The sequence below is a fragment of the uncultured Boseongicola sp. genome, assembly GCF_937988555.1.
GTDB lineage: Bacteria > Pseudomonadota > Alphaproteobacteria > Rhodobacterales > Rhodobacteraceae > Boseongicola.
Genome location: NZ_CALJXO010000180.1, coordinates 1 through 26,740, shown reverse-complemented (window position 1 = coordinate 26,740; position 26,740 = coordinate 1). Strand labels below are relative to the sequence as shown.

Genomic DNA, 26,740 nt, shown 5'->3' with positions numbered 1-26,740 from the left:
CCGACCTTGAAGACTTCCGGTCGGAATTCTTCGGCACCTTGCGGCAGGTTCTGGGGGACCGGGAAGAAATACGGATTGTCGGTGATCGCTTTGTTTTCTCTTCCGAGGTCTTGTTTGAAAGCGCATCAGCTACGCTGTCCGCCGAAGGTAAAATCCAAATTTCCAGTGTTGCCGACGTCCTGGCCGAAGTCGCGGTTCTTATCCCAAGCAGCATCGACTGGATCATCCGCGTCGATGGCCATACCGACAATGAACCTTTAGGCGGTGCGGGTGAGTTCGCCGACAACTGGGAACTCAGCCAAGGGCGCGCCCTGTCGGTGGTGAAATATCTGACGGACGAGTTGGGCTTTCCTCCGGGCCGCCTTGCGGCGACAGGTTTTGGTGAATTCCATCCGGTTAATTCGCAAGACAGCGCCAAGGCACGCGCGCAAAACCGCCGGATCGAGCTTAAGCTGACCGAGCGCTGAGGCGCCGTAAAAGCGCTGCTGCACAAACTTTGCGCCAACCGGTTTGCGGCACCGTCAGAAACCTGCTTTTTCGAATATCCCAAGCTTTGCTGAGAGCTTCATTCTCGTGCGATTCTATACCATTGAAGTTTCCGGAGAGGTTGTACACAGCACGCTCGCCAAGCCAAAGCGACGTGCCATCGCTTATCAAATCTACCCGCATGTGACCGAAATGCGCACCGATCTGGCGAGATATCGTTACGGCTGCATCGCTACAGTCAGGCAATGGAAGGTTCGCGCGGTTCTGATCTACCAAGGCGTTCGCATCACTTGGCTTCAGACTGTCATTTTCGTCCATACCCCAGACATCTCACCGAGACGATTGAATATCTTCACAACCCGCGCACCGCGCGCGCCGAAGGTATAGATTTTATCTCGCTCGTGGCGCGCCGCATGAAGCGCTTCCCAAACAATTTGCGGTTGATATCAAGATAATTCCATTGAAGAGGCTTCTTTCCGCGGAGTTTTCCACAAACGCGTCAGCTTGTCCGAAACCCCGGTACAGGCTGGGTTTCTGTCAAACATTCTTCGTCACAGCCACTTATCGTCAGTGGAAATCGGGTCGGCGGAATTTGGTAGCCGTCTATTGCCGCTATGGGGCATGTTCAGCCACACCACTCTTGGGTACAGAGCAATTGCGGCAAAGCGGACCGCATGTACGACGAGACTATCTAAAAAACGGGCGAACATTGGGGTCCCTTATTGAAGAAGTGTGCTTGCGGTCACTTATCAAAAGAAAAGGCCCCGCAAATTGCGAGGCCTTTCCAAATAAAACGTAAGACACTTAATCAGCCGTCAGCAAAGGCGGCTTTTTCTTCGGTGAAATCCGCTTCGTCTTATATTCGATCCGAAGGTCCAACTTGCCTTCCTTCACGCCCACTTTGACGATGCCGCCCTTGGCCAACTTGCCAAACAACAACTCCTCAGCCAACGGTTTTTTGATGTATTCCTGGATCACGCGTCCCAGAGGGCGCGCGCCCATGGTGTCGTCATAGCCCTTATTTGCAAGCCATTCCGCTGCGGGACGGGTCAGTTCGATAAGGACGTTGCGGTCCATAAGCTGTGCTTCAAGCTGCAACACGAACTTCTCCACGACCTGAAGAATAACCTCCTTCGGGAGCGCACCAAAGCTGATCACCGCATCCAGACGGTTGCGGAATTCCGGCGTGAACATACGTTCAATCGCGGCTGTATCTTCGCCTTCGCGCCTGTCGCGACCAAAGCCAATTGCAGCTTTCGCCATATCAGCCGCGCCCGCGTTCGAGGTCATGATAAGCACGACATTGCGGAAATCGATTTTGCGCCCGTTGTGATCTGTCAGACTGCCGTGGTCCATGACCTGAAGCAGGATGTTGAACACATCGGGGTGCGCTTTCTCGATCTCGTCAAGCAACAACACGCAATGGGGATGCTGATCGACACCGTCGGTCAAAAGACCACCCTGATCAAAGCCAACATATCCCGGAGGCGCACCAATCAGACGCGAGACCGCGTGTTTTTCCATGTATTCCGACATGTCAAAGCGTAGCAGCTCGACACCAAGCACGTCCGCCAATTGTTTGGCGACCTCGGTCTTACCGACACCCGTTGGACCGGCGAACAGATAGTTACCAATTGGCTTTTCCGGTTCGCGCAGACCCGCGCGGCTTAGCTTGATCGCAGACGACAGCGCGTCAATGGCATCGTTTTGCCCGAACACAACGCGCTTCAGCGAGGCATCCAAATTCTTCAACACGGCAGAATCGTCTTTCGAGACGTTCTTGGGCGGAATGCGCGCGATCTTGGCGACCACGTTTTCGATCTGTCTGACGTCGATTATCTTGTCGCGCTTGTCAGCTGGCACCAGATGCTGTGCAGCACCCGCCTCGTCGATCACGTCGATTGCTTTATCCGGTAGCTTCCGGTCGTTGATGTAACGCGCGGACAATTCAACCGCGGTGCGCACGGCATCGTCGGTGTAGCTGACCGAGTGATGCTCCTCGAAATACGGCTTCAGGCCGAGGAGGATTTTCACGCTGTCCTCAACAGTCGGTTCGTTCACATCAATCTTCTGGAACCGGCGGCTTAACGCACGGTCCTTTTCGAAATGCTGACGGAACTCCTTGTACGTGGTCGACCCCATGCAGCGCAGTTTGCCGCCTTGAAGCGCAGGCTTCAGAAGGTTGGATGCGTCCATCGCGCCGCCAGACGTGGCACCAGCCCCGATGACGGTATGAATTTCGTCTATGAACAGGATCGCATCGGGATGCTCTTCCATCTCGGTCATGACGGCTTTCAGACGTTCCTCGAAGTCACCGCGATAGCGTGTGCCGGCCAGAAGCGCGCCCATATCGAGCGAGAAGATGGTCGCGCCCAGCAGCACTTCCGGTGTTTCCTTGGCGATAATTTTACGCGCCAGACCTTCGGCAATGGCCGTTTTACCGACACCAGGATCACCCACCAGAAGCGGGTTGTTCTTGCGGCGGCGGCACAGCACCTGAATGCAGCGTTCGACCTCTTCGTGGCGCCCGATCAGCGGATCAACATCGCCCTTTTCTGCCTTCACGTTCAGATCGACACAATATTTAGCCAGAGCAGATTCTTTGGGTTCCGCTTCCGACGATCCGGCCGCGGCCTGGGCTTCGTCGTCAAACTCAGGCGCACCAGACACCGACCGGCTCTCGCCAAAGGACGGGTCCTTCGCAACGCCATGAGCGATAAAGTTGACGGCGTCGTAGCGGGTCATGTCCTGTGCTTGCAGGAAATACGCCGCATTAGATTCGCGTTCGGCGAAGATTGCCACCAACACATTTGCGCCGGTAACTTCCGTGCGGCCCGAAGACTGCACATGGATTGCGGCGCGCTGTATCACACGCTGGAAGGCGGCGGTTGGCACGGCTTCCGACCCTTCAACTTCTGTTACAAGTGTCGACAGATCATCGTCGATGAAATCGTTCAGAGTCTTCCGCAATTCTTCCAGATCAACGGAACAGGCCTGCATCACCTTGGCGGCGTCAGGTTCATCGATCAGGGCCAGAAGTAAATGTTCCAGCGTTGCAAGCTCGTGGCGGCGCGAATTGGCGATTGCCAGTGCCGCGTGGATCGCATCTTCGAGCGTCTTTGAAAAAGATGGCACGCTCTGTGCTCCTTACATTATAGGTCCGGCGGGACAGGCCCCACCATACCGTGGCCTCATAGTCTTAGACTTCGGTTAGTTTCGCCGAGCTTCAAGACATTTTTCCTTGCGATACATCACATTTTTACTTTGTGACGCATTTTACCACGTAAATCGCAGAAAATTATGGCATTTTTAGAAAGAATCTTTTCTACGCCTGATTTCTGCGAAGACTTCTGCGTCTGTGGCTCCGCTCATATTTAGGGTGTCTTTCAGGCTCTGCAATCCCGCGCGCAGGAAAGGATTGGTCTGAAGCTCAAGTTTTAGCGTTGAAGGCACGGTAGGTTGGCCCGCGGAGCGGGCCACTTTGATGTCGGAAATGCGCTGTACCAAATCGGGATTTTCCGGCTCGATTGTGATGGCAAACCGGCCATTGGCTTCGGTATATTCGTGACCGGAACAGACCGTTGTTTCCGGCGGGAGGTTTGCCAGGCGTGAAAGACTGTTCCACATTGTGTCCGGAGTGCCTTCAAATAAGCGGCCGCACCCAAGCGCCATTAAGCTGTCTGCGGTGAAAACAGCGTTCGCCTGCGCGACGTAAAATGCAACGTGTCCGAGAGTATGGCCCGACACATCCATTACGGTCACAGGAAAATCGGCAAAATCGAAGCTGTCGCCGTCGACATGGGCATGGTCAAGCTCCGGCAGGCGGTGCGCATCGATCTTCGCTCCCCGTACTGTTGCGCCGAACTTCCGGCGCAACGTGTCGACGCCGTCAATGTGGTCGTCGTGGTGATGGGTGATCCAGATCTCGTCCAACCCCCAACCCCGGTCCGCAAGCGCCGATATAATCGGTCCAGCCTCGGGCGCGTCGACAAGAGCAGTCTTGCCGTCCGCATGAAGTAGAAAGGCGTAATTATCGGTCCGGCAGGGAATTGTGATCAGATCAAATGTCATGGCAATGTAAATTTAACCCTATATGGTTTTCAGGAAGTTTCAGCCAAAAGAAGGCAGAGCGCAATGCACCTCGATGTGCTCGATCTTAGAACGTTTTATTATCGTACCCAACTGGGGCGCGGTGCTCAGGCGGCTATCCGCGCCCAGGTTACAACTTTGTGGCCCGAGGCCAAAGGGCAGAACGTCGCCGGTTTCGGCTTCGCAGCACCATTGTTGCGACCCTACCTCAGCGAGGCGCGCCGGGTCACCGCCCTGATGCCGGGACAACAGGGGGTGATGCCTTGGCCTGCTGGCATGGCGAACGTGTCGGTGCTTTGCGAAGAAACGCAGTGGCCTGTCGAGACTGACAGTATCCACAAGCTGATCGTGATGCATGGGTTAGAGGCCAGCGAACATCCAATTGAGTTGCTGGAAGAATGTTACCGGGTTCTTGCGCCAGAAGGCCGCGCTTTGTTCATCGTGCCGAACCGCGTGGGGCTTTGGGCGCGACGCGATGGCACACCTTTCGGCTTTGGTCGGCCTTTCTCGCTTGGCCAGCTTGAAGCGCAGTTGCGTGTTATGGGCCTGCTGCCGACGCGCCATGTTGCAGCCCTTTATCAACCCCCAAGTGCGACGCCGTTTTGGCTGAAAACCGGGGAGATGTGGGAGAAGCTGGGGCGCAAAGTCTCAAACCGGTTTGCGGGCGGTGTCTTGATGGTGGAGGTCAAAAAGCAGGTACCAGCCCCGCCCCGTCCGGGCCTGAGCGAGGCGATACGGCGCCCCTTGCGCGTTTTGGACGGACTTAAACAACCCGGCGCAAAGCCAGTTTAGGGCCAATTTAAAGGCTGACAACGTGAGAAAAAGTGGATCAGTGCATCTTTTCAGTGCCTTAGAATTGCGCAAACCGTCGCACCTTTGGCTAAGTGTCTGACATTGCTCAATCTGGCGGCCCCCGACAATCTCCAATACCCGGTTGCCGGGTCAAACAGGCTCTGCTACATCACCGCTGATTTTGAGGCGCGGTCGCTCGACCGGGCTGGGGATGTGCGGCTTGGTTGGCAGTCTGTCAGTGCTATGTCGCAAGGAAACAAAAAGAATTACGCGGAAGGGGTCTCGTGTCAGAATCATCGTCAATCTCGACCGGTATTGCCGCCCGTTATGGTTCAGCCGTTTTTGAGCTGGCCAAGGACGGCAATGCGCTCGACGCGCTGGAACGCGATATCGACACGCTGGAAGGCGCGCTGAACAACAGCGAAGACTTCCGAGCGCTGATCCATTCGCCGATCTACAGTCGCGATGATCAGGCGCGCGCCATCGCCGCCCTCGCCGACAAAATGGGCCTGAGCGATACTGTCGCCTCTACCCTGAAGTTGATGTCGTCCAAGCGACGCCTCTTCGTCTTGCCGCATCTGATGGCTGTTCTGCGGGATCTGATCGCGGACGAAAAAGGCGAAGTCACCGCCGAGGTGCAGGCCGCACGCGCGCTCAGTGACGATCAAAGAACCAAGCTTGCCGAAACGCTGAAGGTGTCGGTTGGCAAAACTGTAAAAATGAATGTTACCGTCGATGAAAGCCTCATCGGCGGTTTAATTGTCAGAGTGGGCTCGAAAATGATCGATACGTCGGTTCGTTCCAAGCTCGCAGCACTCCAGAACACTATGAAAGAGGTCGGATAAATGGCGATCCAAGCAGCAGAAATTTCTGCGATCCTGAAGGACCAGATCAAGAATTTCGGCCAGGAAGCCGAAGTTGCCGAAGTTGGCCGCGTGCTGAGCGTTGGCGACGGCATCGCCCGCGTCTACGGCCTCGACAACGTCCAGGCCGGTGAAATGGTCGAATTCCCTGGCGGCATCATGGGCATGGCGCTGAACTTGGAAAGCGATAACGTCGGTATCGTCATCTTCGGGTCTGACCGCGACATTAAAGAAGGCGACACTGTAAAGCGCACGAATTCGATCGTAGACGTGCCTGCAGGTGACGCGCTTCTGGGGCGTGTCGTTGACGGCCTTGGCAATCCGATTGATGGCAAAGGTCCGATTGAGACCACAGAGCGTCGTGTCGCTGACGTAAAAGCGCCGGGTATCATTCCGCGTAAATCGGTTCACGAACCAATGGCGACTGGCCTCAAATCCGTTGACGCAATGATCCCGATTGGCCGTGGTCAGCGAGAATTGATCATTGGTGACCGTCAGACTGGCAAGACTGCCGTCGCACTTGACGCTATTTTGAACCAGAAGTCCTACAACGAAGCTGCAGGCGACGACGAAGGCAAAAAGCTTTATTGCGTCTACGTGGCGATCGGCCAGAAGCGCTCCACAGTGGCGCAGCTGGTAAAGCGCCTCGAAGAGAGCGGCGCCATGGAGTATACGATCGTTGTGGCGGCAACCGCATCCGACCCGGCACCGATGCAGTTCCTTGCACCATACGCGGCAACCGCGATGGCAGAGCACTTCCGTGACAATGGCCGCCATGCGCTGATCATTTATGATGACTTGTCCAAGCAGGCTGTATCCTATCGTCAGATGTCGCTCTTGCTGCGCCGTCCACCGGGCCGCGAAGCCTACCCTGGCGACGTATTCTATCTTCACTCCCGCCTGTTGGAGCGTTCGGCCAAGCTGAACGAAGACAATGGCAGTGGCTCGTTGACGGCTCTGCCTATCATCGAAACCCAAGGTGGCGACGTATCGGCTTTCATTCCAACCAACGTGATCTCGATCACCGATGGTCAGATCTTCCTTGAAACCGAATTGTTCTTCCAGGGTATCCGCCCTGCTGTGAACACCGGTTTGTCGGTGTCGCGTGTGGGCTCTTCTGCTCAGACAAAAGCGATGTCGTCTGTCGCTGGTCCTGTTAAACTCTCGCTCGCGCAGTATCGTGAAATGGCCGCCTTTGCACAGTTTGGTTCCGACCTTGATGCCTCGACCCAGCGTCTGCTGAACCGTGGCGCGCGTCTGACCGAATTGATGAAGCAGCCGCAGTATTCGCCATTGACCAATGCAGAGATCGTGGTTGCCATTTTCGCCGGCACGAACGGCTATCTTGACAAACTTCCTTTGTCGGACGTCAGCCGCTTTGAGAGCGGCCTTCTGGCGCATATGCATGCAAAGCACAGCGACGTTATTGATTGGATCACCAACGACGATCCAAAGATCAAAGGCGATGCAGCCGACAGGCTGAAAGCTGCGATCGAAGACTTCGCCAAAGATTTCGCCTGAGATTAATCGCCCGGAAGGATAGGGATAGATGCCCAACCTCAAGGACCTAAAAAATCGGATCAGCTCGGTCAAATCGACCCGGAAGATCACGCAGGCGATGCAGATGGTCGCCGCCGCGAAACTGCGGCGGGCGGAAGAATCTGCGGCTGCGGCCCGGCCCTACGCCGAGCGGTTCAACGCTGTGATGGCCGAACTTGCGTCGTCCGTTGGCGACAGCGACAGCGCGCCGAAGCTGCTGAGCGGCACCGGCGGTGATCAAACGCACCTGTTGGTTGTCATGACTGCGGAACGTGGACTTTGCGGCGGCTTTAACTCGTCGATCGTCAAGATCGCGAAGATTGCAGCCACCAAGTTGGTCGCCGAAGGTAAGACGGTGAAGATCCTGACTGTCGGCAAGAAGGGCCGCGAGCAGTTGCGCCGTGATTTTGGTGCTCATCTGATCGGCCACGTCGACTTTAGCGACATCAAGCGTATTGGCTACGCCAATGCTCAAATCGTCGCGGAAGAAGTGCTGACGCGCTTTGACGCATCCGAATTCGACGTCGCAACGATCTTCTATTCCGAGTTCGAAAACGTCGTTACGCAAAAGCCGACCGAAAAGCAGATCATTCCTGCGTTGTTCGAAGTCCCAGACGATGCCGGCGAGTCGACCGTCTACGACTACGAGCCCGACGAGACCGAGATCCTCGCTGATCTTCTGCCGCGCGGGATCGCCACGCAGATCTTTACGGCGTTGCTTGAGAATGCGGCGTCCGAGCAGGGCGCACGGATGAGCGCCATGGACAACGCGACGCGAAATGCGGGCGACATGATCGATCGTCTGACCATCCAATATAACCGTTCGCGTCAAGCAGTGATCACGAACGAGCTGATTGAAATTATTTCGGGCGCGGAAGCGCTCTAAACGACCGGAGAGACCAGAGATATGGCAAACGCAAAAGGCAAAGTGACCCAGGTCATTGGCGCTGTTGTTGACGTGCAGTTCGGCGACGAGCTGCCCCAAATTCTGAATGCGCTTGAAACCGATAACAACGGTAACAGACTGATTCTGGAAGTGGCTCAGCACCTGGGCGAAAACACAGTTCGCGCAATCGCTATGGACGCGACCGAAGGTCTGGTCCGCGGCCAGATCGTTACGGACCTGGGCGAACCGATCTCGGTCCCAGTTGGCAACGCAACTTTGGGTCGCATCCTGAACGTCGTGGGCGAGCCTGTGGACGAGCAAGGCCCGGTCAACGCGACAGAGCGTCGTGCGATCCACGGCGACGCACCTGCATTTGACCAGCAGTCAACAGCAACCGAACTTCTGGTGACTGGCATCAAAGTCATTGATCTGCTCGCACCCTACACCAAGGGCGGAAAGATCGGACTCTTCGGTGGTGCAGGCGTTGGTAAAACGGTTCTTATCATGGAGCTGATCAACAACATCGCCAAAGTGCACTCGGGTGTGTCCGTGTTTGCCGGTGTTGGTGAGCGGACCCGTGAAGGCAACGACCTTTACCACGAGATGATCGAAAGCGGCGTTATCACACCCGATAACCTCTCCGACTCGAAGATCGCACTGGTCTACGGTCAGATGAACGAGCCTCCAGGTGCGCGTATGCGCGTCGCGCTCTCCGGTCTGACACTGGCTGAGCAGTTCCGAGATGACAGCGGTTCGGACGTTCTGTTCTTTGTCGACAACATCTTCCGCTTCACACAAGCGGGTTCCGAGGTCTCCGCGCTTTTGGGCCGTATCCCGTCCGCTGTGGGCTACCAGCCGACGCTGGCCACCGACATGGGTACTATGCAGGAACGTATTACGTCGACCAAGACCGGCTCGATCACGTCGGTTCAGGCTGTGTATGTCCCCGCCGATGACCTTACCGACCCCGCACCTGCAACCTCGTTTGCCCACCTTGATGCGACCACGGTTCTTGACCGCGCGATCTCGGAAAAAGGCATCTACCCCGCTGTGGACCCGCTTGGCTCGACCTCGCGCCTGCTTGACCCGCTCATCATCGGTGACGAGCACTACAAAGTTGCTACCGACGTTCAGCAAATCCTCCAGCGCTACAAGTCTCTGCAGGACATCATCGCCATCCTCGGCATGGATGAACTGTCGGAAGAAGACAAACTGGCCGTGGCCCGAGCCCGTAAGATCGAGCGGTTCCTCAGCCAGCCCTTCGACGTTGCAAAAGTCTTCACCGGTTCGGACGGTATTCAGGTTCAGCTGGAAGACACAATCGCGTCGTTCAAAGCGGTTGTTGCCGGAGAATACGATCACCTGCCGGAAGCGGCCTTTTACATGGTTGGCGGCATTGACGACGTGAAGGCGAAAGCCGAGAAACTGGCCGCCGAGGCTGCCTAAGGAGTGAAAGCCAATGGCTGACACGATGCAATTCGATCTCGTCTCACCGGAGCGCCGTCTGGTCTCGGGTAAGGCCAAAGCGGTGCAAATTCCGGGGGCGGATGGTGACATGACGGCTATGCCCGACCATGCGCCAACTGTGACCACGTTGCGCCCCGGCGTTCTGTTGGTCGAGATGGACGGCGGCACGCAGGAATTCGTCGTAACCGGCGGCTTTGCGCAAATCTCGTCCGAGGGCACATCCGTGCTGGCGGAAGAGGCCCTGCCAAAAGGCGAAGTTACGGCCGAGTTCATGGACGAGCGTGTCGCCAAGGCGCAGGCTGCCCGTGACGCGGCCGAAGGTGACGCTGTCGACACAGCGGCCAAGCGTCTGTCGGACTTGATGGCGCTTAGGGGCGCGCTGTAAAACAGCGATATAAGAATGACAAAGGGCCCCGTGGGGCCCTTTTTTTCGTCCTGAACATCGACTGATCAACAAAGCCGCTGACGGTCTTACGCGCCGCGACCTCCGAACCACATGCGCCCCAAAAGCCCGTCTATGCGCGCGTACTGGTGGTAAAGACCCGCCGCCCCGTGCCTGAGGATCAGCAAACCTAGCAGCGTGGCAATAACGCCGTGCGCGACACGCGGCGCAATATCATCAAAACTGGCAGGTAAAGGCTCGCCCGATCCGCCAAACACGAGAGCCGGAAGGCCCGCGATATTTGCGGTGGCCAGTCCCGAAATACACATGGCAAAACCAGGCACATAGACCCCCCAATGTGCTGCCGCTGCGCCTTTGTTCAAAAGGTCATTGCCGATATCCGCGTGGGGAGGCTTGGGCTTTCGCCATGCGCACGATCAGCCGGACCACCATCAAGACAAGGATCAGCATCCCTGTGCTTATATGCACGGTCAGAGCGGTTATTTTGAATGGTTCAGAGTTTGGCGTTTCCGCTAGAAACTGCCCCCGACAATTGGTCCGCCGACGATCATGATCGCAATCAGCCGTGCCATCGATCATTTGGAATCAGAAAATCTGCTGGAACGCCGCGCACATCCGACATCTCGGCGGACGCATACCATCTACCCCACGGATGCGGCGCGCGCTTTAAGTCAAACGCTTTTCGGGAGCGTCGAAAAAGTGAATGCGGAGCTGGTGGCAGGCCTTACGGGTAAGCAACGCAAAGACCTTCGTGACATTCTTGAGCAAGTTCTGGGTGCCTAAACTCAGCGACCGCCCCCATAACATCCACTCAATACCTCTTGACGCCGCTACCACATCTCACGCATCCCGCCACCGTTCGCATCTAGGCGCCCCGACGGAATGCTGCCGTTGCATCGACGTGATACCGACGTGCGCTTTTCTCCCATTCCCTTCAAAATAACGCCAATAATCTCTTGCCGGTTGCACAGTGTATTTTTTGACCGTGCGTTGCCCACCACATTGCCAATTGTCCGTGGTCCCCGACGCAGGCGCTTGTTACTCTCGCGCCAACCCAAAACCGAACGGAGCCCCCATGTCCTTCACTCTTGCCACCTGGAACATTAACTCCATTCGCCTCCGCGAGGTCCTTGTTTGCAAGCTGTTGCAAGAAGAAGCCCCCGACGTTCTTTGCCTTCAGGAATGCAAATCGCCCGTCGAGAAAATCCCCCTCGAAGCCTTCCAAGCCCTTGGCTACAGCCACATGGTTGCCCGCGGTCAAAAGGGATACAACGGCGTCGCAATCTTGTCGAAGCTCCCCTTGGAAGATGCCGGTGGGGCTGACTACGCCTCCCTCGACCACGCCCGCCACGTCGCCGCGCGGCTTGCGAACGGCGTGACAATTCATAACTTCTACGTCCCAGCCGGGGGCGACATTCCGGACCGTGAAAAGAACATCAAGTTTGGCCAGAAACTCGATTACCTGACTGAAATGCGTGATGCGTTCCACGCGGAGTCTCCTAAAAGATCCATTCTTGTCGGGGACTTGAATATTGCGCCGCGCGAAGATGACGTCTGGGATCACAAGAAGCTTCTGAAGGTCGTGAGCCACACACCGATCGAAGTCGAGCATTTTGGAGCTACACAAGATGCTGGCAAATGGGTCGATATCACGCGCCAGGATATCCCTGACGGACAACTTTATAGCTGGTGGTCGTACCGCTCGCCGGGGTGGGAAGACGCAGACAAGGGCCGACGTCTTGATCATATCTGGGCGACGTCCGATATCGCGAATGCAGGGCATGGAAGCCGCGTGTTGCGCGAAGCTCGCGGTTGGGAAAAGCCAAGCGATCATGCTCCGGTTTTCGCCACATTCGATTTGTAGCGTCAGTACCGAACAGAGAAGGGGTTAGATATGGGCGAATTGACACGACGCGCTATTCTTCTTGCCGGCGGCGGCATTGTCGGCGGCATTGCAGGCGCCAAACTAACATCGAAGCGCCCCCCGCTGGCGGGGACGACCTCTTTGCAGCCAGTTGGCGCAGACGGCACAATGAACGACGCCAGTCTTCTAAGTGAAACTCCGATTTTCCGGCACACCGTCGCGGTAGAAAACCCGACAGAAATCCTTGCTGATAAAATCCGCGCCGAGATAGCCGCCGCCCGCGATGAAGGACGCCCTTTCAACGTCGGAGCCGGGCGTTATTCGATGGGCGGACACGCGATCCCGACCAACGGTCATGCGATGACTTTCGACAATGGCTTTACCCAAATCAATCGGGGCGGGACGACCTATCGTGTGCATGCCGGTGCCCGTTGGAGTGATGTGATTCGAGCGTTAGATCCGCTTGGGTTTGGACCCAAAGTCATGCAATCGAACAATGATTTTGGCGTGGCGGCGACATTTTGCGTCAATGCACATGGCTGGCCAGCGCCTCATGGTCCCATGGGATCCACTGTGCGCAGCATGTTCATTGTACGTCCCGACGGCGAGTTGGTGCGGTGTTCACGAACGGAAAATGCACCGTTATTCTTCGCGACCATGGGCGGGTACGGACTGACCGGCGCGGTGATCGAACTTGAGGTCGAAGCAGAGCCGAACCTCAATCTGGAACCGACCTTCCGGAAGGTCCCGTCCCGCGATTTTGCGCCGTTCTTTGTGGGAGCGATTGAATCTGGAGATGTAAATATGGCCTACGGTCGTCTTAACGTTGATCGCGACACCTTCTTTGAAGATGCAATGGTGATCACCTATCGCGCCGCCGCGGATCAAAACATCGTGCCACCGGCAAGCGGCTCGGGCACTCTCAGTCAATTATCTCGCCATGTCTTTCGCGCACAGGTCGCAAACGAAAGGGCGAAGGATCTCCGCTGGTGGTTTGAAACGGGTCTGGGGACGATGTTCGCAAGCGGTCCGGTAAGTCGCAATTCCTTGATTAATGAACCGGTTGTGACCTTGGAGGACAAGGATCCGACACGCACCGATATCCTGCATGAATACTTTGTTCCTCCGGGACGTTTTGCGGATTTTGTGACTGCATGTCAGGAAGTTATCCCTTCAAGCTATCAAGAGCTTTTGAACATCACCTTGCGCTATGTTGCCGGGGACGAAGAGAGTGTTTTGGCCTATGCGCCCGCACCCCGGATCGCCTGTGCGCTGCTGTTCAGCCAAGAAATGACGCAACGCGCGGAAACGGATCACGCGCGTATGACGCAAGCCCTTATCGATCGTGTGCTTGATTTAGGTGGCACGTATTACTTGCCGTATCGCCCGCATGCGACGAACCAGCAATTTCGGCGTGGGTATCCGAACGCCGAGAAATTTGTCGCCGAGAAGAGATTTTACGATCCTGATTTGGTTTTCCGCAACGGGTTTTGGGATCGTTATTTGGCGGATATGGCATGACCATTCACCAGTGCATCTCCATCGGGTTCTTTGTTGTGCTGCTGGGCGCGGCCTCTTTGAACTACATCCCCGGCATCACGGATGCTGATGGCGTGGCTTTTGGCGTTTTCGCGTGAGATATCTTTGATGACTCACTGCACTTGTCCTCTGCGATTTGGGCGTTGGTGGCAGGTCTGATGTCGGCACGTGCCGCGCGCATGTTTCTGGTGATCTTTGCGCGCTTTATCTGGGCGATGAGGTGATGGGCTTGATCACCGGGTCGGGGTATCTCGATTTCGGAATCTTTACCTTGGATTTCAGGACGTTCCGTTTGGTTTCAAAATTCTGGCGAACCTGCCGCACATCTGTCTTGGCGGGATCGCATTGGCATCGGGGCTTTTTCTTTATCGCGCGAAGTGACGTCTCTTTGGCGATGGGTGAAGCGGTTGGTGTTCGCTTTGGGGATTGCCCTGATCGGGTTGGTCGCCCCTCCGATCTACATCGAGGTGGCGTGTCGCGGCGAACCTTCGGGAACGGGATATCAACCGCTTATCGTTGATCCGAATTGGCAGCGCGCCGAAAGCCGGACGCTTTTGACCTATCCAGAATGGCATATCGCTCACGCCTACGACGAATACGCGAGAGTTATTACTACAGGGGCTCCACATGAATTCGGCTATCTGCGGGCGATCTCTGGCTTTTGGGGAACGCTTTGTCCCCTGACTGAAGCTGCGGCAAGCATGGGCGGTGTCACTGGCGATACCAAGGCGACCATCTATACGATCGGCGTCAGCTTCACTGCCGAACTTCTGGCAAAAGCGGCCTAAAGGGAAACTCGCGGTCGCGTGACTGTTTGGCTGCGGGGTGCAGAACGTACGCCGCTTGATGATCTCAGTGCCGACCAAGCCGCCGCTTACGGCGCGTTCTTGCAGCAATCGCCTTGGTATAAGTGGGATTTTGCGACGAATGCGAAAGCGCTGGCGGATCTGTCCGGGGACAGCTTGCGGGACCGGGAACGGCGGTTCGCTTTGGGCGCGGAATACGGCGCAAAAGCCACCTATGCTGGGGTCATTGAGGCGGCGGTCGCTGGCGTGGGAGCTGATGATTTGCGGCTCCGCTCGGTAGTGTCGGGCGTGGCGAACGAAATACTTTCCGACATCGCAGGCATAACGATCATCGGCCTACTTGGGGATGGGATCGAGATTGAAACCGATCGCTATCGCGCCTTTTCCGTCATTCTGGAGCGTCTTTCGGCCGCTGGTGCGGATATTCGGGAAATAGCGGGGAACGATCAGGTTTTGCTCACAGCTCTTTCAGATCTACAGAAAATTGACGGCGCTTTGTATAGCGTTCGCCGTCAGGGGTACGGCGACTACCGACATTTGATTGTGGTGCCAGTGCGCGATCTCGCAGATCGCCTGCGGGCGCTGAATGGGCTAAGGCTGGAACATGTTCACGACTGCTAAGCGCATATTGGCGGTTTTGCCGATCATCCTGTTTGCCTGGATCGCTGTGACGGCGACGGTCAAGCGATTGTCGGATGCGGCGCTTGCGGGACTTACAATTCAGAATGCCTCGGCTATGACGGCCAAACTTTACGCGGCTGGCGCGTGGCTTGTGCTTCCGGCCGGTCTGACCGGGGGCTTGCCGTTGACGCGGGTACAAAAAGCGGCGCTTTCGTAGAGTTTTGAGCTTGGGAAATCGCGGCGGGCCCCCTTGGTCTTTTCGCAATCGTTCGCATATAAAGTGCAACACTTAATACCGGGGACGAAAATGCTTGAACTCAATCCAACTGCGCCATCCGCCCCAGCGGGCGATCTAATCAAAGACAGCTCCGAGGCCACCTTTATGGCCGACGTCGTTGAAGCGAGCCAGTCCGTCCCGGTCATCGTCGATTTCTGGGCGCCGTGGTGCGGACCGTGTCGCCAGCTTACTCCTGCCATTGAAGCTGCCGTGACAGCGGCAGGCGGTGCGGTGAAGCTTGTTAAAGTCAACGTGGATGAGAATCAGGCAATTGCGCAACAACTGCGGGTTCAATCGCTTCCGACTGTCTACGCGTTTTGGCAAGGTCAGCCGATTGATGCGTTCCAGGGTGCGTTGCCTGCGTCTGAGATTAAGGCGTTTATTGATAAGGCTATAGTGGCATCAGGCGGCGAAGTCGGCGGCGGTCTGTCAGAGGCCCTCGAAACTGCGGAAAATATGTTGGAAGAAGGCGCGGCTGCAGATGCGGCTTCGATCTTCGCGGCTGTCCTTGGCGAGGACCCGCAGAGCGCTGCTGCCTATGGCGGTCTGGCGCGCACCCATCTGGCGCTGGATCAGATCGATGAGGCGGCGCAAGTTCTGCTGACGGCTCCAGCAGCCTTGTCCTCTGCGCCAGAGATTGAGGCTGCACGTGCGCAGATCGAGTTGGCACGCCAGGCTGCAGATGCTGGGCCGGTTGACGAGCTGCGTGCTGGGCTCGATGCTGATCCGGACGATCTAAAGGCGCGGTTTGATCTGGCACAGGCGCTTTATGCTGCAGGAGACGCCGAGGAGGCCGTCACGCAATTGCTGGAAAGCTTCCGGCGTGACCGCGAATGGAACGAGGGTGCTGCGAAAGCCCAGCTGTTCACTATTTTTGAAGCCTTAAAAGCCAATGATCCTATCGTGTTGAACGGACGCCGAAAGTTGTCGTCGATGATCTTTGCCTGACAGGAAAATGGGCTAGGTAACAAGGAATGTTCCCAAAGTCTGATCTCCCCGAAACGGTCCCTGTCTTCCCGCTTCCCGGGGCGCTGTTGTTGCCCCGCGCCAGATTGCCGCTGCATATTTTTGAACCGCGCTATCTGGCGATGTTGGATGATGCCCTGAAGACGCCTGATCGTTTGATCGGGATGATCCAACCGCGAGAAGGCGGCCCCACAGGCAGTCCTTCGTTGCAGGCTATTGGTTGTGCGGGCCGGCTTACGTCGTTCACTGAGACCGATGATGGGCGTTATATGCTTACGCTGACTGGGATAAGCCGTTTTCGGGTTATTGAAGAGATAGACGGCTTCACCCCATATCGCCGCTGTAAGGTAAGTTGGACGGGGTTTGATCGGGATCTGGGGGCCACGGAACATGACCCTAACTTTGATCGGGATGTGTTCTTTTCCGCCCTTAATCGCTTCTTTGAGTCCAATGGACTTCAGACGGACTGGGAATCGCTTAAAGAAGCCGAGGACGAATTATTGATCAACTCGCTTTCGATGCTTTGCCCGTTTGAGCCGGAAGACAAGCAAGCCCTTTTGGAAGCACCGTCGCTGCAGACGCGACGGGAAACGTTGCTGACCCTGATTGAATTTGCGATGCGGGGCGGCGGAACAGAGGATGCATTGCAGTGACCGAAAACAAATTTGACCGGCGGATGTTAGAAGCCTTGGTGTGTCCGCAAACCCGCGCGCAGCTAACGTATGATGCGAAGGCTCAGGAGCTTGTCTGCAAGGCGGCGCATCTTGCCTATCCTATCCGCAACGGCATCCCGATCATGTTGGTCGATGAGGCGCGCAAACTTGACTAAAGGGGTTGCCCCTTGGCAAGACGCGGAAGGTCTCCGGTTAGGCCGGCCGCTTCGCGGATAAGTCCCCGACGTAGGCCCGGCAACGCATTGGCGGCGCCGAGGCCGAGATCTCGGATCGTGCGCAATATCCCGTTATCGTTTGAAAACAGCCGATTGAAGCTGTCAGTCGCAAAGGCGAGCGTTGCCGTGTCAAACCGACGCCACTGACGATAGCGCGTAAAGACATCGGCGCGCCCGATGTCTTCCCCACGTCGGGACGCATCCGCCAGAACTTCTGCAAGTGCCGCCACGTCCTTCAGCCCGGCGTTCAGACCCTGACCTGCAATCGGGTGTACAGAATGAGCGGCGTCTCCCACAAGCGCCACCCTCGGCCCGATGAAATCCTGGGCGAGCGACAGTCCCAACGGGTAGCTAAAGCGTTCTCCCACCAAAGAGATTTCGCCAAGAAAATCACCGAAACGTGGGCGCAAAATCTCAAGGTAGGCTTCGTCGCTAAGCCCCTGTATCTCGGCCGCGCGCTCGGTTTTTTCGGTCCAGACGATAGAGGCACGATTGCCAGTCAGGGGCAGGATCGCTAGCGGCCCGGATGGCATGAAAAATTGATGGGCTGTGCCTTCGTGGGCGTGTTCATGCTGGATTGCACAAACCAGCGCCGTTTGGCCATACTGCCACCCCATCCGCTTGATGCCAGCGCGCGTGGCGACGCCGCTGGCTTTTCCATCACAGCCGATAAGGATCCGGGCGCGAAGGGCACTTCCGTCATCTAGGGTCACCGTGACGCCGTTGCTGTCGGGCGATTGACTCACTACCCGGCGTTCATTCAATTGTCTGATGCTTGCCGCGTCCACGGCGGCCAAAAGGGCAGGGCGAAGATAGCGATCCTGGACGAGAAATCCCATTGGGCCTTCCTCAATCTCGGCATGATCGAAGGCTAACATCATCGGAGACGGACCTTCGCCGGGGCGACCATCGGTGATTTTGATGTCAAGAATAGGTTGTGCGCTTTCAGACAAGGCGGACCAGATACCCAAGGCTTTCAAAACCCGCTGAGACGCGATTGAAAGCGCATATCCGCGCCCGTCAAAATCGCGCGCCGCTCTGGTATCGCTTGGCAAAGGATCGACAAGCGTGACGTCGAAGCCCGCCGAGGCCAGCGCCAGCGCCAGCGATGTGCCGTTAAGGCCGCCGCCTGCGATGAGAATATCTGTGTCATAGGTCATGGTGTTTGATATGGGCGGCGGCGTGGCATTGTCCATGCGTTGTCGTGCCGCTACGATCGCGCCGTTGGTTTAGGGAGGCGTTGGATATGAGTGACTGGCTTTGGGCAAGTGCTGCTGATCTTGGACGCGGGATCGAGGCAGGTAAGATTGATCCCGTTGATCTGACCGAGCTCTATCTGGCAGCCATCGCAGAGCATCAGTTCACCGATCGAATTTATGCGCGCACCACCCAACAGCGCGCTCGCAATGAGGCAAAAGCGGCTTCGACGCGTGCGAAATTGGGTCTGAGGCGGTCGCCGCTCGATGGTGTGCCTATCTCTTGGAAAGATCTTTACGATACCGCCGGGGTCGTGACTGAAGCTGGTTCGCTTTTACTGAAAGGGCGCGTGCCCGACCGCGATGCGCGTGTTTTGCAGGCTGCCACCAACGCTGGTATCGTTTGTTTGGGCAAAACACATATGACGGAACTCGCGTTTTCTGGTCTTGGCCTCAATCCAATGACGCAATCGCCGCCATGCGTGAACGATTTAGACGCGGTGTCGGGCGGGTCGTCGTCTGGCGCGGCGACGTCGGTTGCCTTTGGGTTGGCCGCAGCAGGGATTGGCTCGGATACCGGCGGCTCGGTACGCGCACCGGCGGCTTGGAATGACCTGGTCGGCTTGAAGACGGCACCCGGGCGTTTGTCTCTGGAAGGTGTTGTTCCGCTTTGCGCGAGGTTTGATACGGTCGGACCTTTGTGCCGGACGGTCGAGGACGCTTCCTTGTTGCTGGCCGCCATGGAGGGTGGGGCGGCAGTGTCGCTGGATGGCGCTACGCTTAAGGGTGCGCGACTGGCTATTTTGAAGACCAGCGCCTTTGAGAATTTGCGCGACGCACCACGCGCGGCCTTTCAAAGTGCTGTTGAGCGTTTGGAGGCAGCGGGCGCTGCGGTTGAACCGATTGAATTGGAGTGTGTTTCTGAAGCGATGGGTTTGGCTGGTGTGTTGTTCGCGCCAGAAGCCTATGGCACCTGGAAGGCGGTAATCGAAGCTAATCCTGATGCCATGTATCCGCGTGTCCGCGAGCGGTTCCGCAGCGGAGCGTCCATATCAGCGGCCGATTTTGTTGCGGCATGGCAACGCCTTGACGCGCTGCGCGCGACCTACAACGCGGCCACGGCCGGATTTGATGCGGTGATTTTGCCCACAGTGCCGATATTGCCGCCGAAACGCGCAGCAGTTGCGGCAGACGGTGACCTTTTCGCTGCGGAAAACCTTTTGACTTTGCAGAACACCCGCATTGGCAATCTTATGGGGTTGGCAGGCGTTACTTTGCCGACCGGTTTGCCGTCCTGTGGCATTCTGTTTCAAGGGTCTTCTGAAGAAAGACTCCTGCGGATCGGGGCGGCGGCAGAGGCCGCGCTGGCGTAAAAGACACAATATTCGGGTGGTACGTCTGAAAAAGGTGTCTTCGCAGTGGACCGCTTGGCCCTCGATGGGCTAACTTGCGGGGAAACGGGGCAAAATGATCCCGGTATTGAGGCAGTTATGGTATTTCCCGAGCGGTTTTCGAGCCTACCGGAATATGCATTCCCGCGTCTGCGGGCTTTGCTAGACGTGCACGCGCCCGGTGGCGACGTGTTGCATATGACTATTGGTGAACCGCGCCATGCGTTTCCCGATTTTGTTGCGGATGTGATTGCCGCCAATACGGCCGGTTTTGGCAAGTATCCTCCCAATGAAGGCACGCCTGAATTGTTGGATGCGATCAGTGGCTGGCTCTTGCGGCGCTATGATGCGCGTGTTCCGTCTGATCAGATCATGGCTTTGAACGGCACGCGTGAGGGTCTTTATAACGCGATGATGGCGCTTTGCCCTGAAACGAAGGCGGGCGGGCGTCCAGTCGTTCTTGTGCCAAACCCTTGCTATCAGGTCTATGCGGTCGCAGCTTTGTCCGTCGGCGCCGAACCGGTCTTTCTGCCCTGCACCAAGGCGACAGACTTTCTGCCCGACTTCACATCTGTCGATCCAAGCGTTCTGGACCGTGTAACCGTTGCCTACATTTGCTCTCCGTCGAACCCACAAGGTGCCGTGGCAGACCGCGAATATTGGCGGACGCTTTTGGCATTGGCTGAAAAGCATGATTTTAGGGTCTTCGCGGACGAGTGTTATTCCGAAATCTGGCGCAACGAACCACCGGTTGGCGCGCTTCAGATGGCGGCCGAAATGGGAATGGACCCCGAGCGCGTTGTGGTTTTTCACTCGCTGTCCAAGCGATCAAACCTTCCGGGCCTTCGCTCGGGTTTCGTTGCGGGCGGTCCCGAGACGATCCGCCTTCTGCGACAGCTTCGCGCCTATGGGGGGGCGCCGTTGCCTGTGCCGCTACAAAAGGCCGCAACGGCGGTTTGGCTGGATGAAGCCCACGTTGATGCAAGCCGGGCGCGGTATCAGGCGAAGTACAAAATTGCTGCGCGGGTGTTTAAAGACATCGACGGTTGCGCGGCCCCGGAGGCAGGTTTCTTTTTGTGGCTTCCGGTGGATGACGGCGAAACAGCGGCTTTGAAGATTTGGCGCGAAACAGGCGTCCGGGTTTTGCCTGGCGCGTATCTTTCGCGCGATGTGGACGGGGAAAACCCCGGTGCAGGCTACATTCGTGTGGCCATGGTTTTGAATGAAGAAGAATTGCAACGCGGTTTAGAGGCACTCCGCGACTGCATTTATAGGTAAGGAACAGGTAAGCATGGCGTTTCAGACAAGGCATCGTGACCCTCTTTTCGACAGTGATACCCAGGCAATAATTGAGCGCCGGGGCAAAGAGTTGATTGGATTGACCTTTTTAGGGTTGGCGCTTTTGGTGGCATTGATGCTTGGGTCGTATTCGCCCGATGATCCGAATTGGCTGAATGCTACGGACGCGCCCGCGCGCAATATTCTGGGACCTTTCGGAGCGGCAATTGCCTCGCCGCTTTATGTGATCGCAGGCTATGGCAGTTGGGCTATCGCCGCTATTCTGGGCGTTTGGGGGCTGCGGTTCCTCTTTCACTACGGCGAAGAACGCGCGATGGCGCGACTGATTTTTGCGCCGATTGGCGTGGCTTTGGTGGCGATCTATGCATCGACCCATCTGCCCGGCGCAGACTGGACCCATTCGTTTGGACTGGGCGGTTTGTTCGGCGATACGATTTTGGGGGCGATTCTTGGCGTCCTGCCTGTGGCGCCGGGGACCGGTCTAAAGGCTATGGCGTTAGTCCTTTTTGTGGGCGCCATTGCAATGAGCGGCTTTGTGCTTGGCTTTACGCGCGATGAACTATGGGCCTACGCACGTTACCTTTTGGGCGGTGCTATCCTTCTTTATGCAACGGCGATGACGGCGTTGGGTCGTGGCGCAGTGGGAGGTCTTCAGATGGCCGCAGATGCACGGACCCGTGCCGCCGAGCGCCGTGCCGCCTCTGATGTTTTGCCGGAAGTTGACCATGGTGATGTCAGCCCGGCAGTATTGCGCGCGATCCGTGCTTACCGCGAAGGTGCGCCTACGTCTGCAAAACCGGGCCTCTTGGGGAACCTCCCGTCGCTTTTGACGAAGAAAAAGCCTTCAGTTGAACCCGTAGCGCTACCTGAAACCACGCCGGACGGTCTAAGCGCGCGCGTCACACAAGCCGTGAATTCGCGTGTTCGCCGCCCAGATGGGCTTCGCGACGAGCCACCCCTTGTGGGAGGCGGGGTTCCGCGCACGGTGATGCTCGACGAATTCGGTGAGCTAGCGACCTATTCGGATGATCTGTCCGAACGCGAAATGCCCGAGCCCGAACTGGTAGTTACGCAAAATGAGCCTGGTGGCGGATTTCAATCCTCGCGCCCTGTGGTTCAGCATAAGCCGGTCAAGGCGACCCCGTCAAAACGGGCAAAGGCGGAAGCGCAGCCCCAATTGAACTTCGGGACCGCCGACAGCGAATTTGAAATCCCACCCTTGAGCCTCTTAAGCGATCCTTCCGAAATTGTGCGCCATCATCTGTCGGATGAGGCTTTGGAAGCGAACGCGCGGATGCTGGAAAGCGTTCTGGATGATTATGGGGTGAAGGGCGAAATCGTCAGTGTGCGCCCGGGACCGGTGGTGACGATGTACGAACTTGAGCCCGCGCCGGGTTTGAAAGCGAGCCGGGTCATCGGCCTTGCTGACGATATTGCGCGTTCGATGTCCGCGCTTTCGGCCCGTGTTTCTACTGTTCCGGGGCGCACGGTGATCGGCATCGAACTGCCGAACGAAAACCGCGAAAAAGTAGTGCTTCGAGAATTGTTGTCTGGCCGCGATTATGGCGATGGAAGCCACCGTTTGCCGCTTGCCCTGGGTAAGGATATCGGTGGAGATCCGGTGGTGGCAAACCTTGCGAAGATGCCTCACCTATTGATTGCGGGTACGACGGGATCGGGTAAATCGGTTGCGATCAATACGATGATCCTCAGCCTTCTCTACAAGCTGACGCCGGACGAGTGCCGGATGATCATGATCGACCCGAAGATGTTGGAACTGTCGGTCTATGACGGCATTCCACACCTGCTTTCCCCGGTTGTGACGGACCCCAAGAAGGCGGTTGTTGCGCTGAAATGGGTCGTCGGCGAGATGGAAGAACGCTATCGCAAGATGTCGAAAATGAACGTCCGCAATATCGAGGGCTTCAACGGCAAGGTGCGCGACGCGCTGAAAAAGGGCGAGATGTTCAGTCGCACAGTGCAGACCGGGTTCGACGATCAAACCGGCGAACCGGTGTTCGAAACCGAAGAATTTGCCCCCGTAGCGCTGCCGTATATCGTGGTGATCGTAGATGAGATGGCAGACCTGATGATGGTTGCCGGAAAGGAAATCGAGGCGTGTATTCAACGTCTTGCGCAGATGGCACGTGCGTCCGGTATCCACCTGATCATGGCCACGCAGCGTCCATCGGTGGACGTCATAACCGGTACAATCAAAGCCAACTTCCCAACCCGGATATCGTTCCAGGTCACCTCCAAGATCGATAGCCGCACAATCCTCGGCGAGATGGGTGCCGAGCAACTGCTGGGTATGGGCGATATGCTTTATATGGCGGGCGGCGCGAAAATCACGCGGGTTCATGCACCGTTCGTGTCCGATCAGGAAGTGGAAGAGATCGTTAACCATCTGAAGAGCTTCGGGTCGCCGGAGTATGTCTCGGACGTTCAGGAAGGTCCTGACGAAGACGGCGAAAGCGAGATTGATCTGGTTCTCGGCCTTGGTGGGAACACCACCGGCGAGGACGCGCTTTACGATCAAGCGGTGCAGATCGTGATCAAGGATCGCAAATGTTCGACGTCCTATATCCAGCGTAAACTTGCAATCGGCTACAACAAGGCCGCGCGCCTTGTTGAGCAGATGGAAGACAGCGGCTTGGTCAGTGCCGCGAACCATGTCGGCAAGCGCGAGATTCTGGTGCCGGAGCAATCATAGAAGCGGTTTGGCAGGGGCGTGATTTCCCCTGTCGAAGGCGTGATATTGCCTAGCAGTGGCGAAGTGGGCCTGATCCCCCTATATCGACTTCAAGCAGGCAAAAAGGGTATCTCATGCACCGCAGAACATTCCTCGCGTCCAGCGCCGCATCCCTATTGGCCGCGGGCCCGGCGTTTGCCGACCGGCTTTCACTGAACGCGATTTCGGCTTATCTTAACAAGATTGAGACGGCGCAATCGCCGTTTACGCAGGTGAACGATAACGGCACGCTTGCCACTGGCACGCTTTATATTCGGCGTCCGGGGCGGATGCGGTTTGAATATGATCCCCCGACGGATTTACTGGTGATGGCTGGGGCCGGACAAGTCGGGATTTTCGATGGCAAGTCGAATGTCGGGACAGCCGAGCGATACCCCCTAAGTCGTACGCCGCTTAATCTGATACTGGAACGCAATGTCGATCTGGCTCGCCGGAACATGGTTGTGGGTCATGAGTTTGACGGGACGGCGACCATCGTTACAGCGCAAGATCCAGCGCATCCGGAGTATGGATCAATCGCGCTGAAATTCACCGAGGGCCCTGTCGAGTTGCGCCAATGGGTGATCCGCGACGCGCAGGGTGCAACAACAACGGTTATTTTGGGGCACCTCGCGCAAGGCGTGCCCATTCCGGCGCGACTGTTTGACATCAATCGCGAAGAAAAAAACCGGAAAGGCTAAGGGCTTCTCAGACCTTTTCGCAGGACCTGAGTTGCGCATCGTACACCACGGCGCGAGATGCGACATCGTTTGACACTTTTAAAAGCCAACTTTTTGCCCTGTAACTACCACGGCGATAGCCGGTTCGCCCTTCGTGATAGGCAAGGTATTGGTTGCGCGTGTCAGACAGCGAGATGCCAAGTTCATCGCGTGATGCGTTAAAGTACCAGCCCATGAAATCGGTGGCGTCGTCAATGTCATCGCGCCGTGCACCCCAGCTTCCGCGCGCGCGCTTGTAGTCGCTCCACGTGCCATCCAAAGCCTGGCTATAGCCATAGGCCGACGACTGTCGTCCCATCGGGATCACCCCAAGCGAATACTGCACGGGCGTGCGTGCGTTGCCGATGAATTTGGATTCCTGGTAGATCGTTGCCATCTGAACAGCAACTGGGACGCCCCAACGGCGTTCAGTTCGCTTCATCGCGGACAAGTATGCCGGACGTTCGTTCACGATGGAACAGGCGTTCTCTAGGTTTCTGGGCGCCGAATATTTATTGCCACCGCCGCAAGCTGCGACGAACAATAGTAATGCCAGGGCGCGAAGGGGTCTGCTCATACCTAACTCGCTCATTTTATTATTTTGAGATATTTTACCCGATTTTCTGCGTTGTGAAAACCAAGAATGTGGGTGAGCTAGATAACGAAAGCGAGGATCAGCGGCAAAAAGCCCACGCTCATCAACGTTGAGACAACCACAAGGCCCGCTACAGAATCAGCATCAGCCCCATATTTTTCCGCCAAAAGATACGAGGTCACGGCTACGGGGGTGGCAACCTGCAGTACAAGAACGGCGAATGCGACGTCATTTAGCTGAAACCAAAGTCCAATGGGCCAGGCGACCGCGACACATATCACGACCTTTAGGGCGGACAACCAAACCATCCGCGCGATGTCGCTGGGGCTTAGGCGGGCGAGTGCTACACCTAAGGTGATAAGCATTAAAGGAATGCCGAGTTGCCCAATCAACGACAATGTATTCGTTATAACCGTTGGTGTTTCCCATTCCATCCAAAGAAAAAGTCCGCCTGCGAGACTTGCTGCGACCAATGGTTCCTTGAGGGAAGAAAGCGGGTTGCCGCCACCGGACACAAGCCAAATGCCAAAAGTGAAAGAGATGATCGCCATAACAGCGAAGACGACAACGGCATATCCGAGGCCCAGATCCCCAAAAGCAAACAGCGCCAGTGGCAGCCCGAGGTTGCCTGTGTTTCCAAATGAGAGCGGGGCAAGGAAGGTTTGACGGTCCAACTTGAAAGCAAGTGTAACCGCGAAAAATACCACGATAACAATTGCATAGGCCGCAAGGGTCGCTGTCGCTATTGCTGTCAGTGCCTCGTTTTCAATGTCGGCTTGCATAAGCGTAACGAAGATCAGGCAAGGCACCCCAAGGGTCATTGCCAGTTTGGTCACGAAGTCGAGCCGATACTCGTAGCCAAGCCTCACCCAGGCAAACCCGAGGGCCGCCAAAAGGAACACAGGTGCGACGATTTCCACCACTGTCAGGATGACGTTCACAGTCTGTTTCCCTTTAAGTCTACCAATTTATTCGACATGAGCCTTCGCTAAGATTAATACATAGGTAGGGGGTTTTGTTATGTTCAAAACGCGTGCGAAATACGCATTGGGCCAAGTTGTTCGCCATCGCAAGCATCCGTTTCGCGGTGTGGTTTTTGATGTCGATGCAATGTTCTCAAATTCTGACGAATGGTACGAGGCTATCCCGGAAGAAAGCCGGCCTGAAAAAGAGCAGCCGTTTTACCATCTTCTGGCTGAAAACGACCAAAGCTACTACGTGGCCTATGTGTCGGAACAAAACCTTATCGCCGATTATTCGGGCGAACCCGTTGACCATCCCGACCTGCCTGAATTCTTTGGCGACTTTGACGACGGTCACTA

General features: G+C 56.6%; 27 protein-coding genes and 1 pseudogene. 22 read left to right on the top strand and 6 right to left on the bottom strand.

The window, feature by feature from the left end:
• Together Q1B15_RS09830 and Q1B15_RS09825 are read left to right on the top strand one after the other, a co-directional pair.
• On the top strand, positions 1-467 hold a 467-nt coding region (locus Q1B15_RS09830; protein ID WP_299753461.1), incomplete at its 5' end, for an OmpA family protein.
• Between the two features lie 106 nt (positions 468-573).
• Positions 574-873 (top strand): hypothetical protein, encoded by a 300-nt coding sequence (locus tag Q1B15_RS09825; RefSeq protein ID WP_299753459.1) that lies wholly within the window; start codon positions 574-576, stop codon positions 871-873.
• A 417-nt stretch (positions 874-1,290) separates the two neighbouring features.
• Here Q1B15_RS09825 and clpA read toward each other — a convergent pair whose 3' ends face one another.
• Both clpA and gloB read right to left on the bottom strand, forming a co-directional pair.
• Positions 1,291-3,621 (bottom strand): ATP-dependent Clp protease ATP-binding subunit ClpA, encoded by a 2,331-nt coding sequence (clpA, locus tag Q1B15_RS09820; RefSeq protein WP_299753457.1) that lies wholly within the window; start codon positions 3,619-3,621, stop codon positions 1,291-1,293.
• Between the two features lie 174 nt (positions 3,622-3,795).
• A complete protein-coding gene (gene gloB, locus Q1B15_RS09815) occupies positions 3,796-4,557 on the bottom strand; it encodes a hydroxyacylglutathione hydrolase (protein ID WP_299753455.1) in 762 nt (253 codons plus the stop codon).
• A 63-nt stretch (positions 4,558-4,620) separates the two neighbouring features.
• Here gloB and Q1B15_RS09810 point away from each other — a divergent pair, with 63 nt between their 5' ends.
• From Q1B15_RS09810 to Q1B15_RS09785, 6 genes are all read left to right on the top strand, one after another.
• Positions 4,621-5,367: a hypothetical protein gene (locus Q1B15_RS09810; protein WP_299753453.1), complete on the top strand. Its 747-nt coding sequence runs from the start codon at positions 4,621-4,623 to the stop codon at positions 5,365-5,367.
• A 284-nt stretch (positions 5,368-5,651) separates the two neighbouring features.
• Positions 5,652-6,212: a F0F1 ATP synthase subunit delta gene (locus Q1B15_RS09805; protein WP_299753451.1), complete on the top strand. Its 561-nt coding sequence runs from the start codon at positions 5,652-5,654 to the stop codon at positions 6,210-6,212.
• Positions 6,213-7,751, top strand: coding sequence for a F0F1 ATP synthase subunit alpha (gene atpA / locus Q1B15_RS09800; protein ID WP_299753449.1), 1,539 nt, complete (start codon positions 6,213-6,215; stop codon positions 7,749-7,751).
• A 28-nt stretch (positions 7,752-7,779) separates the two neighbouring features.
• The gene (locus Q1B15_RS09795) at positions 7,780-8,655 is read left to right on the top strand and encodes a F0F1 ATP synthase subunit gamma (protein WP_299753447.1); all 876 of its coding nucleotides are present in this window, start codon (positions 7,780-7,782) and stop codon (positions 8,653-8,655) included.
• 21 nt (positions 8,656-8,676) lie between these two features.
• Positions 8,677-10,101, top strand: coding sequence for a F0F1 ATP synthase subunit beta (atpD, locus tag Q1B15_RS09790; protein WP_299753445.1), 1,425 nt, complete (start codon positions 8,677-8,679; stop codon positions 10,099-10,101).
• Between the two features lie 13 nt (positions 10,102-10,114).
• Complete coding sequence (locus Q1B15_RS09785; RefSeq protein WP_299753443.1) at positions 10,115-10,507, top strand: F0F1 ATP synthase subunit epsilon; 393 nt, start codon at positions 10,115-10,117, stop codon at positions 10,505-10,507.
• Positions 10,508-10,593: 86 nt separating this feature from the next.
• Here Q1B15_RS09785 and Q1B15_RS09780 read toward each other — a convergent pair.
• Positions 10,594-10,908, bottom strand: a pseudogene (locus Q1B15_RS09780) (cytochrome b/b6 domain-containing protein); the annotation flags it as partial.
• Positions 10,909-11,074: 166 nt separating this feature from the next.
• Between Q1B15_RS09780 and Q1B15_RS09775 the strand changes: the two are divergent.
• The 9 genes from Q1B15_RS09775 to Q1B15_RS09740 all read left to right on the top strand — a co-directional run bounded on the left by Q1B15_RS09775 (position 11,075) and on the right by Q1B15_RS09740 (position 17,427).
• Positions 11,075-11,308, top strand: a complete 234-nt coding sequence (locus tag Q1B15_RS09775) for a hypothetical protein (protein ID WP_299753441.1) — start codon at positions 11,075-11,077, stop codon at positions 11,306-11,308.
• Between the two features lie 292 nt (positions 11,309-11,600).
• The gene (locus tag Q1B15_RS09770; RefSeq protein ID WP_299753439.1) at positions 11,601-12,389 is read left to right on the top strand and encodes an exodeoxyribonuclease III; all 789 of its coding nucleotides are present in this window, start codon (positions 11,601-11,603) and stop codon (positions 12,387-12,389) included.
• A 30-nt stretch (positions 12,390-12,419) separates the two neighbouring features.
• Positions 12,420-13,910 carry an FAD-binding oxidoreductase gene (locus Q1B15_RS09765; protein WP_299753437.1) on the top strand — a complete coding sequence of 497 codons (1,491 nt, stop codon included), beginning with the start codon at positions 12,420-12,422 and terminating at the stop codon, positions 13,908-13,910.
• A gap of 416 nt (positions 13,911-14,326) precedes the next feature.
• Entirely contained in the window at positions 14,327-14,716 is a 390-nt protein-coding gene (locus tag Q1B15_RS23445) for a hypothetical protein (protein WP_366141705.1), read from the top strand.
• Between the two features lie 18 nt (positions 14,717-14,734).
• On the top strand, positions 14,735-15,355 hold the full coding sequence (locus Q1B15_RS23440) for a hypothetical protein (protein WP_366141704.1): 621 nt from the start codon (positions 14,735-14,737) through the stop codon (positions 15,353-15,355).
• Entirely contained in the window at positions 15,339-15,572 is a 234-nt protein-coding gene (locus tag Q1B15_RS09755; RefSeq protein WP_299753435.1) for a hypothetical protein, read from the top strand. Before Q1B15_RS23440 ends, Q1B15_RS09755 begins: the two co-directional genes overlap by 17 nt.
• Before the next feature lie 90 nt (positions 15,573-15,662).
• On the top strand, positions 15,663-16,580 hold the full coding sequence (locus Q1B15_RS09750) for a tetratricopeptide repeat protein (protein ID WP_299753433.1): 918 nt from the start codon (positions 15,663-15,665) through the stop codon (positions 16,578-16,580).
• A gap of 26 nt (positions 16,581-16,606) precedes the next feature.
• On the top strand, positions 16,607-17,251 hold the full coding sequence (locus Q1B15_RS09745; protein ID WP_299753431.1) for an LON peptidase substrate-binding domain-containing protein: 645 nt from the start codon (positions 16,607-16,609) through the stop codon (positions 17,249-17,251).
• 23 nt (positions 17,252-17,274) lie between these two features.
• On the top strand, positions 17,275-17,427 hold the full coding sequence (locus tag Q1B15_RS09740) for a Trm112 family protein (protein ID WP_299753465.1): 153 nt from the start codon (positions 17,275-17,277) through the stop codon (positions 17,425-17,427).
• Here Q1B15_RS09740 and Q1B15_RS09735 read toward each other — a convergent pair.
• Positions 17,424-18,647, bottom strand: a complete 1,224-nt coding sequence (locus Q1B15_RS09735) for an FAD-dependent monooxygenase (protein ID WP_299753429.1) — start codon at positions 18,645-18,647, stop codon at positions 17,424-17,426. The two genes, Q1B15_RS09740 and Q1B15_RS09735, sit on opposite strands and share 4 nt — an antisense overlap.
• 86 nt (positions 18,648-18,733) lie before the next feature.
• On the opposite strand from Q1B15_RS09735, the gene Q1B15_RS09730 reads away from it, so the two are divergent.
• From Q1B15_RS09730 to Q1B15_RS09715, 4 genes are all read left to right on the top strand, one after another.
• Positions 18,734-20,056, top strand: coding sequence for an amidase family protein (locus tag Q1B15_RS09730; protein ID WP_299753427.1), 1,323 nt, complete (start codon positions 18,734-18,736; stop codon positions 20,054-20,056).
• Between the two features lie 117 nt (positions 20,057-20,173).
• Entirely contained in the window at positions 20,174-21,352 is a 1,179-nt protein-coding gene (locus Q1B15_RS09725; RefSeq protein ID WP_299753463.1) for an aminotransferase class I/II-fold pyridoxal phosphate-dependent enzyme, read from the top strand.
• A gap of 13 nt (positions 21,353-21,365) precedes the next feature.
• The gene (locus Q1B15_RS09720) at positions 21,366-24,086 is read left to right on the top strand and encodes a DNA translocase FtsK (RefSeq protein WP_299753425.1); all 2,721 of its coding nucleotides are present in this window, start codon (positions 21,366-21,368) and stop codon (positions 24,084-24,086) included.
• Positions 24,087-24,199: 113 nt separating this feature from the next.
• Positions 24,200-24,805, top strand: coding sequence for an outer membrane lipoprotein carrier protein LolA (locus Q1B15_RS09715; RefSeq protein ID WP_299753423.1), 606 nt, complete (start codon positions 24,200-24,202; stop codon positions 24,803-24,805).
• Positions 24,806-24,812: 7 nt separating this feature from the next.
• Here the strand turns inward: Q1B15_RS09715 and Q1B15_RS09710 are convergent, their stop codons facing one another.
• Entirely contained in the window at positions 24,813-25,400 is a 588-nt protein-coding gene (locus Q1B15_RS09710) for a lytic transglycosylase (protein WP_299753421.1), read from the bottom strand.
• Between the two features lie 77 nt (positions 25,401-25,477).
• Positions 25,478-26,359, bottom strand: coding sequence for an AEC family transporter (locus tag Q1B15_RS09705; RefSeq protein WP_299753419.1), 882 nt, complete (start codon positions 26,357-26,359; stop codon positions 25,478-25,480).
• Positions 26,360-26,438: 79 nt separating this feature from the next.
• Here Q1B15_RS09705 and hspQ point away from each other — a divergent pair.
• Positions 26,439-26,740, top strand: a 302-nt coding sequence (gene hspQ / locus Q1B15_RS09700; RefSeq protein WP_299753417.1) for a heat shock protein HspQ, incomplete at its 3' end; no start/stop codon positions are given.

What these genes read in the sequence shown, in the direction of transcription:
- gloB (WP_299753455.1), bottom strand. Translation starts at nt 4,557, where the DNA reads ATGACATTTGATCTGATCACAATTCCCTGCCGGACCGATAATTACGCC.
- Q1B15_RS09810 (WP_299753453.1), top strand. Translation starts at nt 4,621, where the DNA reads ATGCACCTCGATGTGCTCGATCTTAGAACGTTTTATTATCGTACCCAA.
- atpA (WP_299753449.1), top strand. Translation starts at nt 6,213, where the DNA reads ATGGCGATCCAAGCAGCAGAAATTTCTGCGATCCTGAAGGACCAGATC.
- Q1B15_RS09795 (WP_299753447.1), top strand. Translation starts at nt 7,780, where the DNA reads ATGCCCAACCTCAAGGACCTAAAAAATCGGATCAGCTCGGTCAAATCG.
- atpD (WP_299753445.1), top strand. Translation starts at nt 8,677, where the DNA reads ATGGCAAACGCAAAAGGCAAAGTGACCCAGGTCATTGGCGCTGTTGTT.
- Q1B15_RS09785 (WP_299753443.1), top strand. Translation starts at nt 10,115, where the DNA reads ATGGCTGACACGATGCAATTCGATCTCGTCTCACCGGAGCGCCGTCTG.
- Q1B15_RS09775 (WP_299753441.1), top strand. Translation starts at nt 11,075, where the DNA reads ATGATCGCAATCAGCCGTGCCATCGATCATTTGGAATCAGAAAATCTG.
- Q1B15_RS09770 (WP_299753439.1), top strand. Translation starts at nt 11,601, where the DNA reads ATGTCCTTCACTCTTGCCACCTGGAACATTAACTCCATTCGCCTCCGC.
- Q1B15_RS09765 (WP_299753437.1), top strand. Translation starts at nt 12,420, where the DNA reads ATGGGCGAATTGACACGACGCGCTATTCTTCTTGCCGGCGGCGGCATT.
- Q1B15_RS09755 (WP_299753435.1), top strand. Translation starts at nt 15,339, where the DNA reads ATGTTCACGACTGCTAAGCGCATATTGGCGGTTTTGCCGATCATCCTG.
- Q1B15_RS09750 (WP_299753433.1), top strand. Translation starts at nt 15,663, where the DNA reads ATGCTTGAACTCAATCCAACTGCGCCATCCGCCCCAGCGGGCGATCTA.
- Q1B15_RS09745 (WP_299753431.1), top strand. Translation starts at nt 16,607, where the DNA reads ATGTTCCCAAAGTCTGATCTCCCCGAAACGGTCCCTGTCTTCCCGCTT.
- Q1B15_RS09740 (WP_299753465.1), top strand. Translation starts at nt 17,275, where the DNA reads ATGTTAGAAGCCTTGGTGTGTCCGCAAACCCGCGCGCAGCTAACGTAT.
- Q1B15_RS09735 (WP_299753429.1), bottom strand. Translation starts at nt 18,647, where the DNA reads ATGACCTATGACACAGATATTCTCATCGCAGGCGGCGGCCTTAACGGC.
- Q1B15_RS09730 (WP_299753427.1), top strand. Translation starts at nt 18,734, where the DNA reads ATGAGTGACTGGCTTTGGGCAAGTGCTGCTGATCTTGGACGCGGGATC.
- Q1B15_RS09725 (WP_299753463.1), top strand. Translation starts at nt 20,174, where the DNA reads ATGGTATTTCCCGAGCGGTTTTCGAGCCTACCGGAATATGCATTCCCG.
- Q1B15_RS09720 (WP_299753425.1), top strand. Translation starts at nt 21,366, where the DNA reads ATGGCGTTTCAGACAAGGCATCGTGACCCTCTTTTCGACAGTGATACC.
- Q1B15_RS09715 (WP_299753423.1), top strand. Translation starts at nt 24,200, where the DNA reads ATGCACCGCAGAACATTCCTCGCGTCCAGCGCCGCATCCCTATTGGCC.
- Q1B15_RS09710 (WP_299753421.1), bottom strand. Translation starts at nt 25,400, where the DNA reads ATGAGCAGACCCCTTCGCGCCCTGGCATTACTATTGTTCGTCGCAGCT.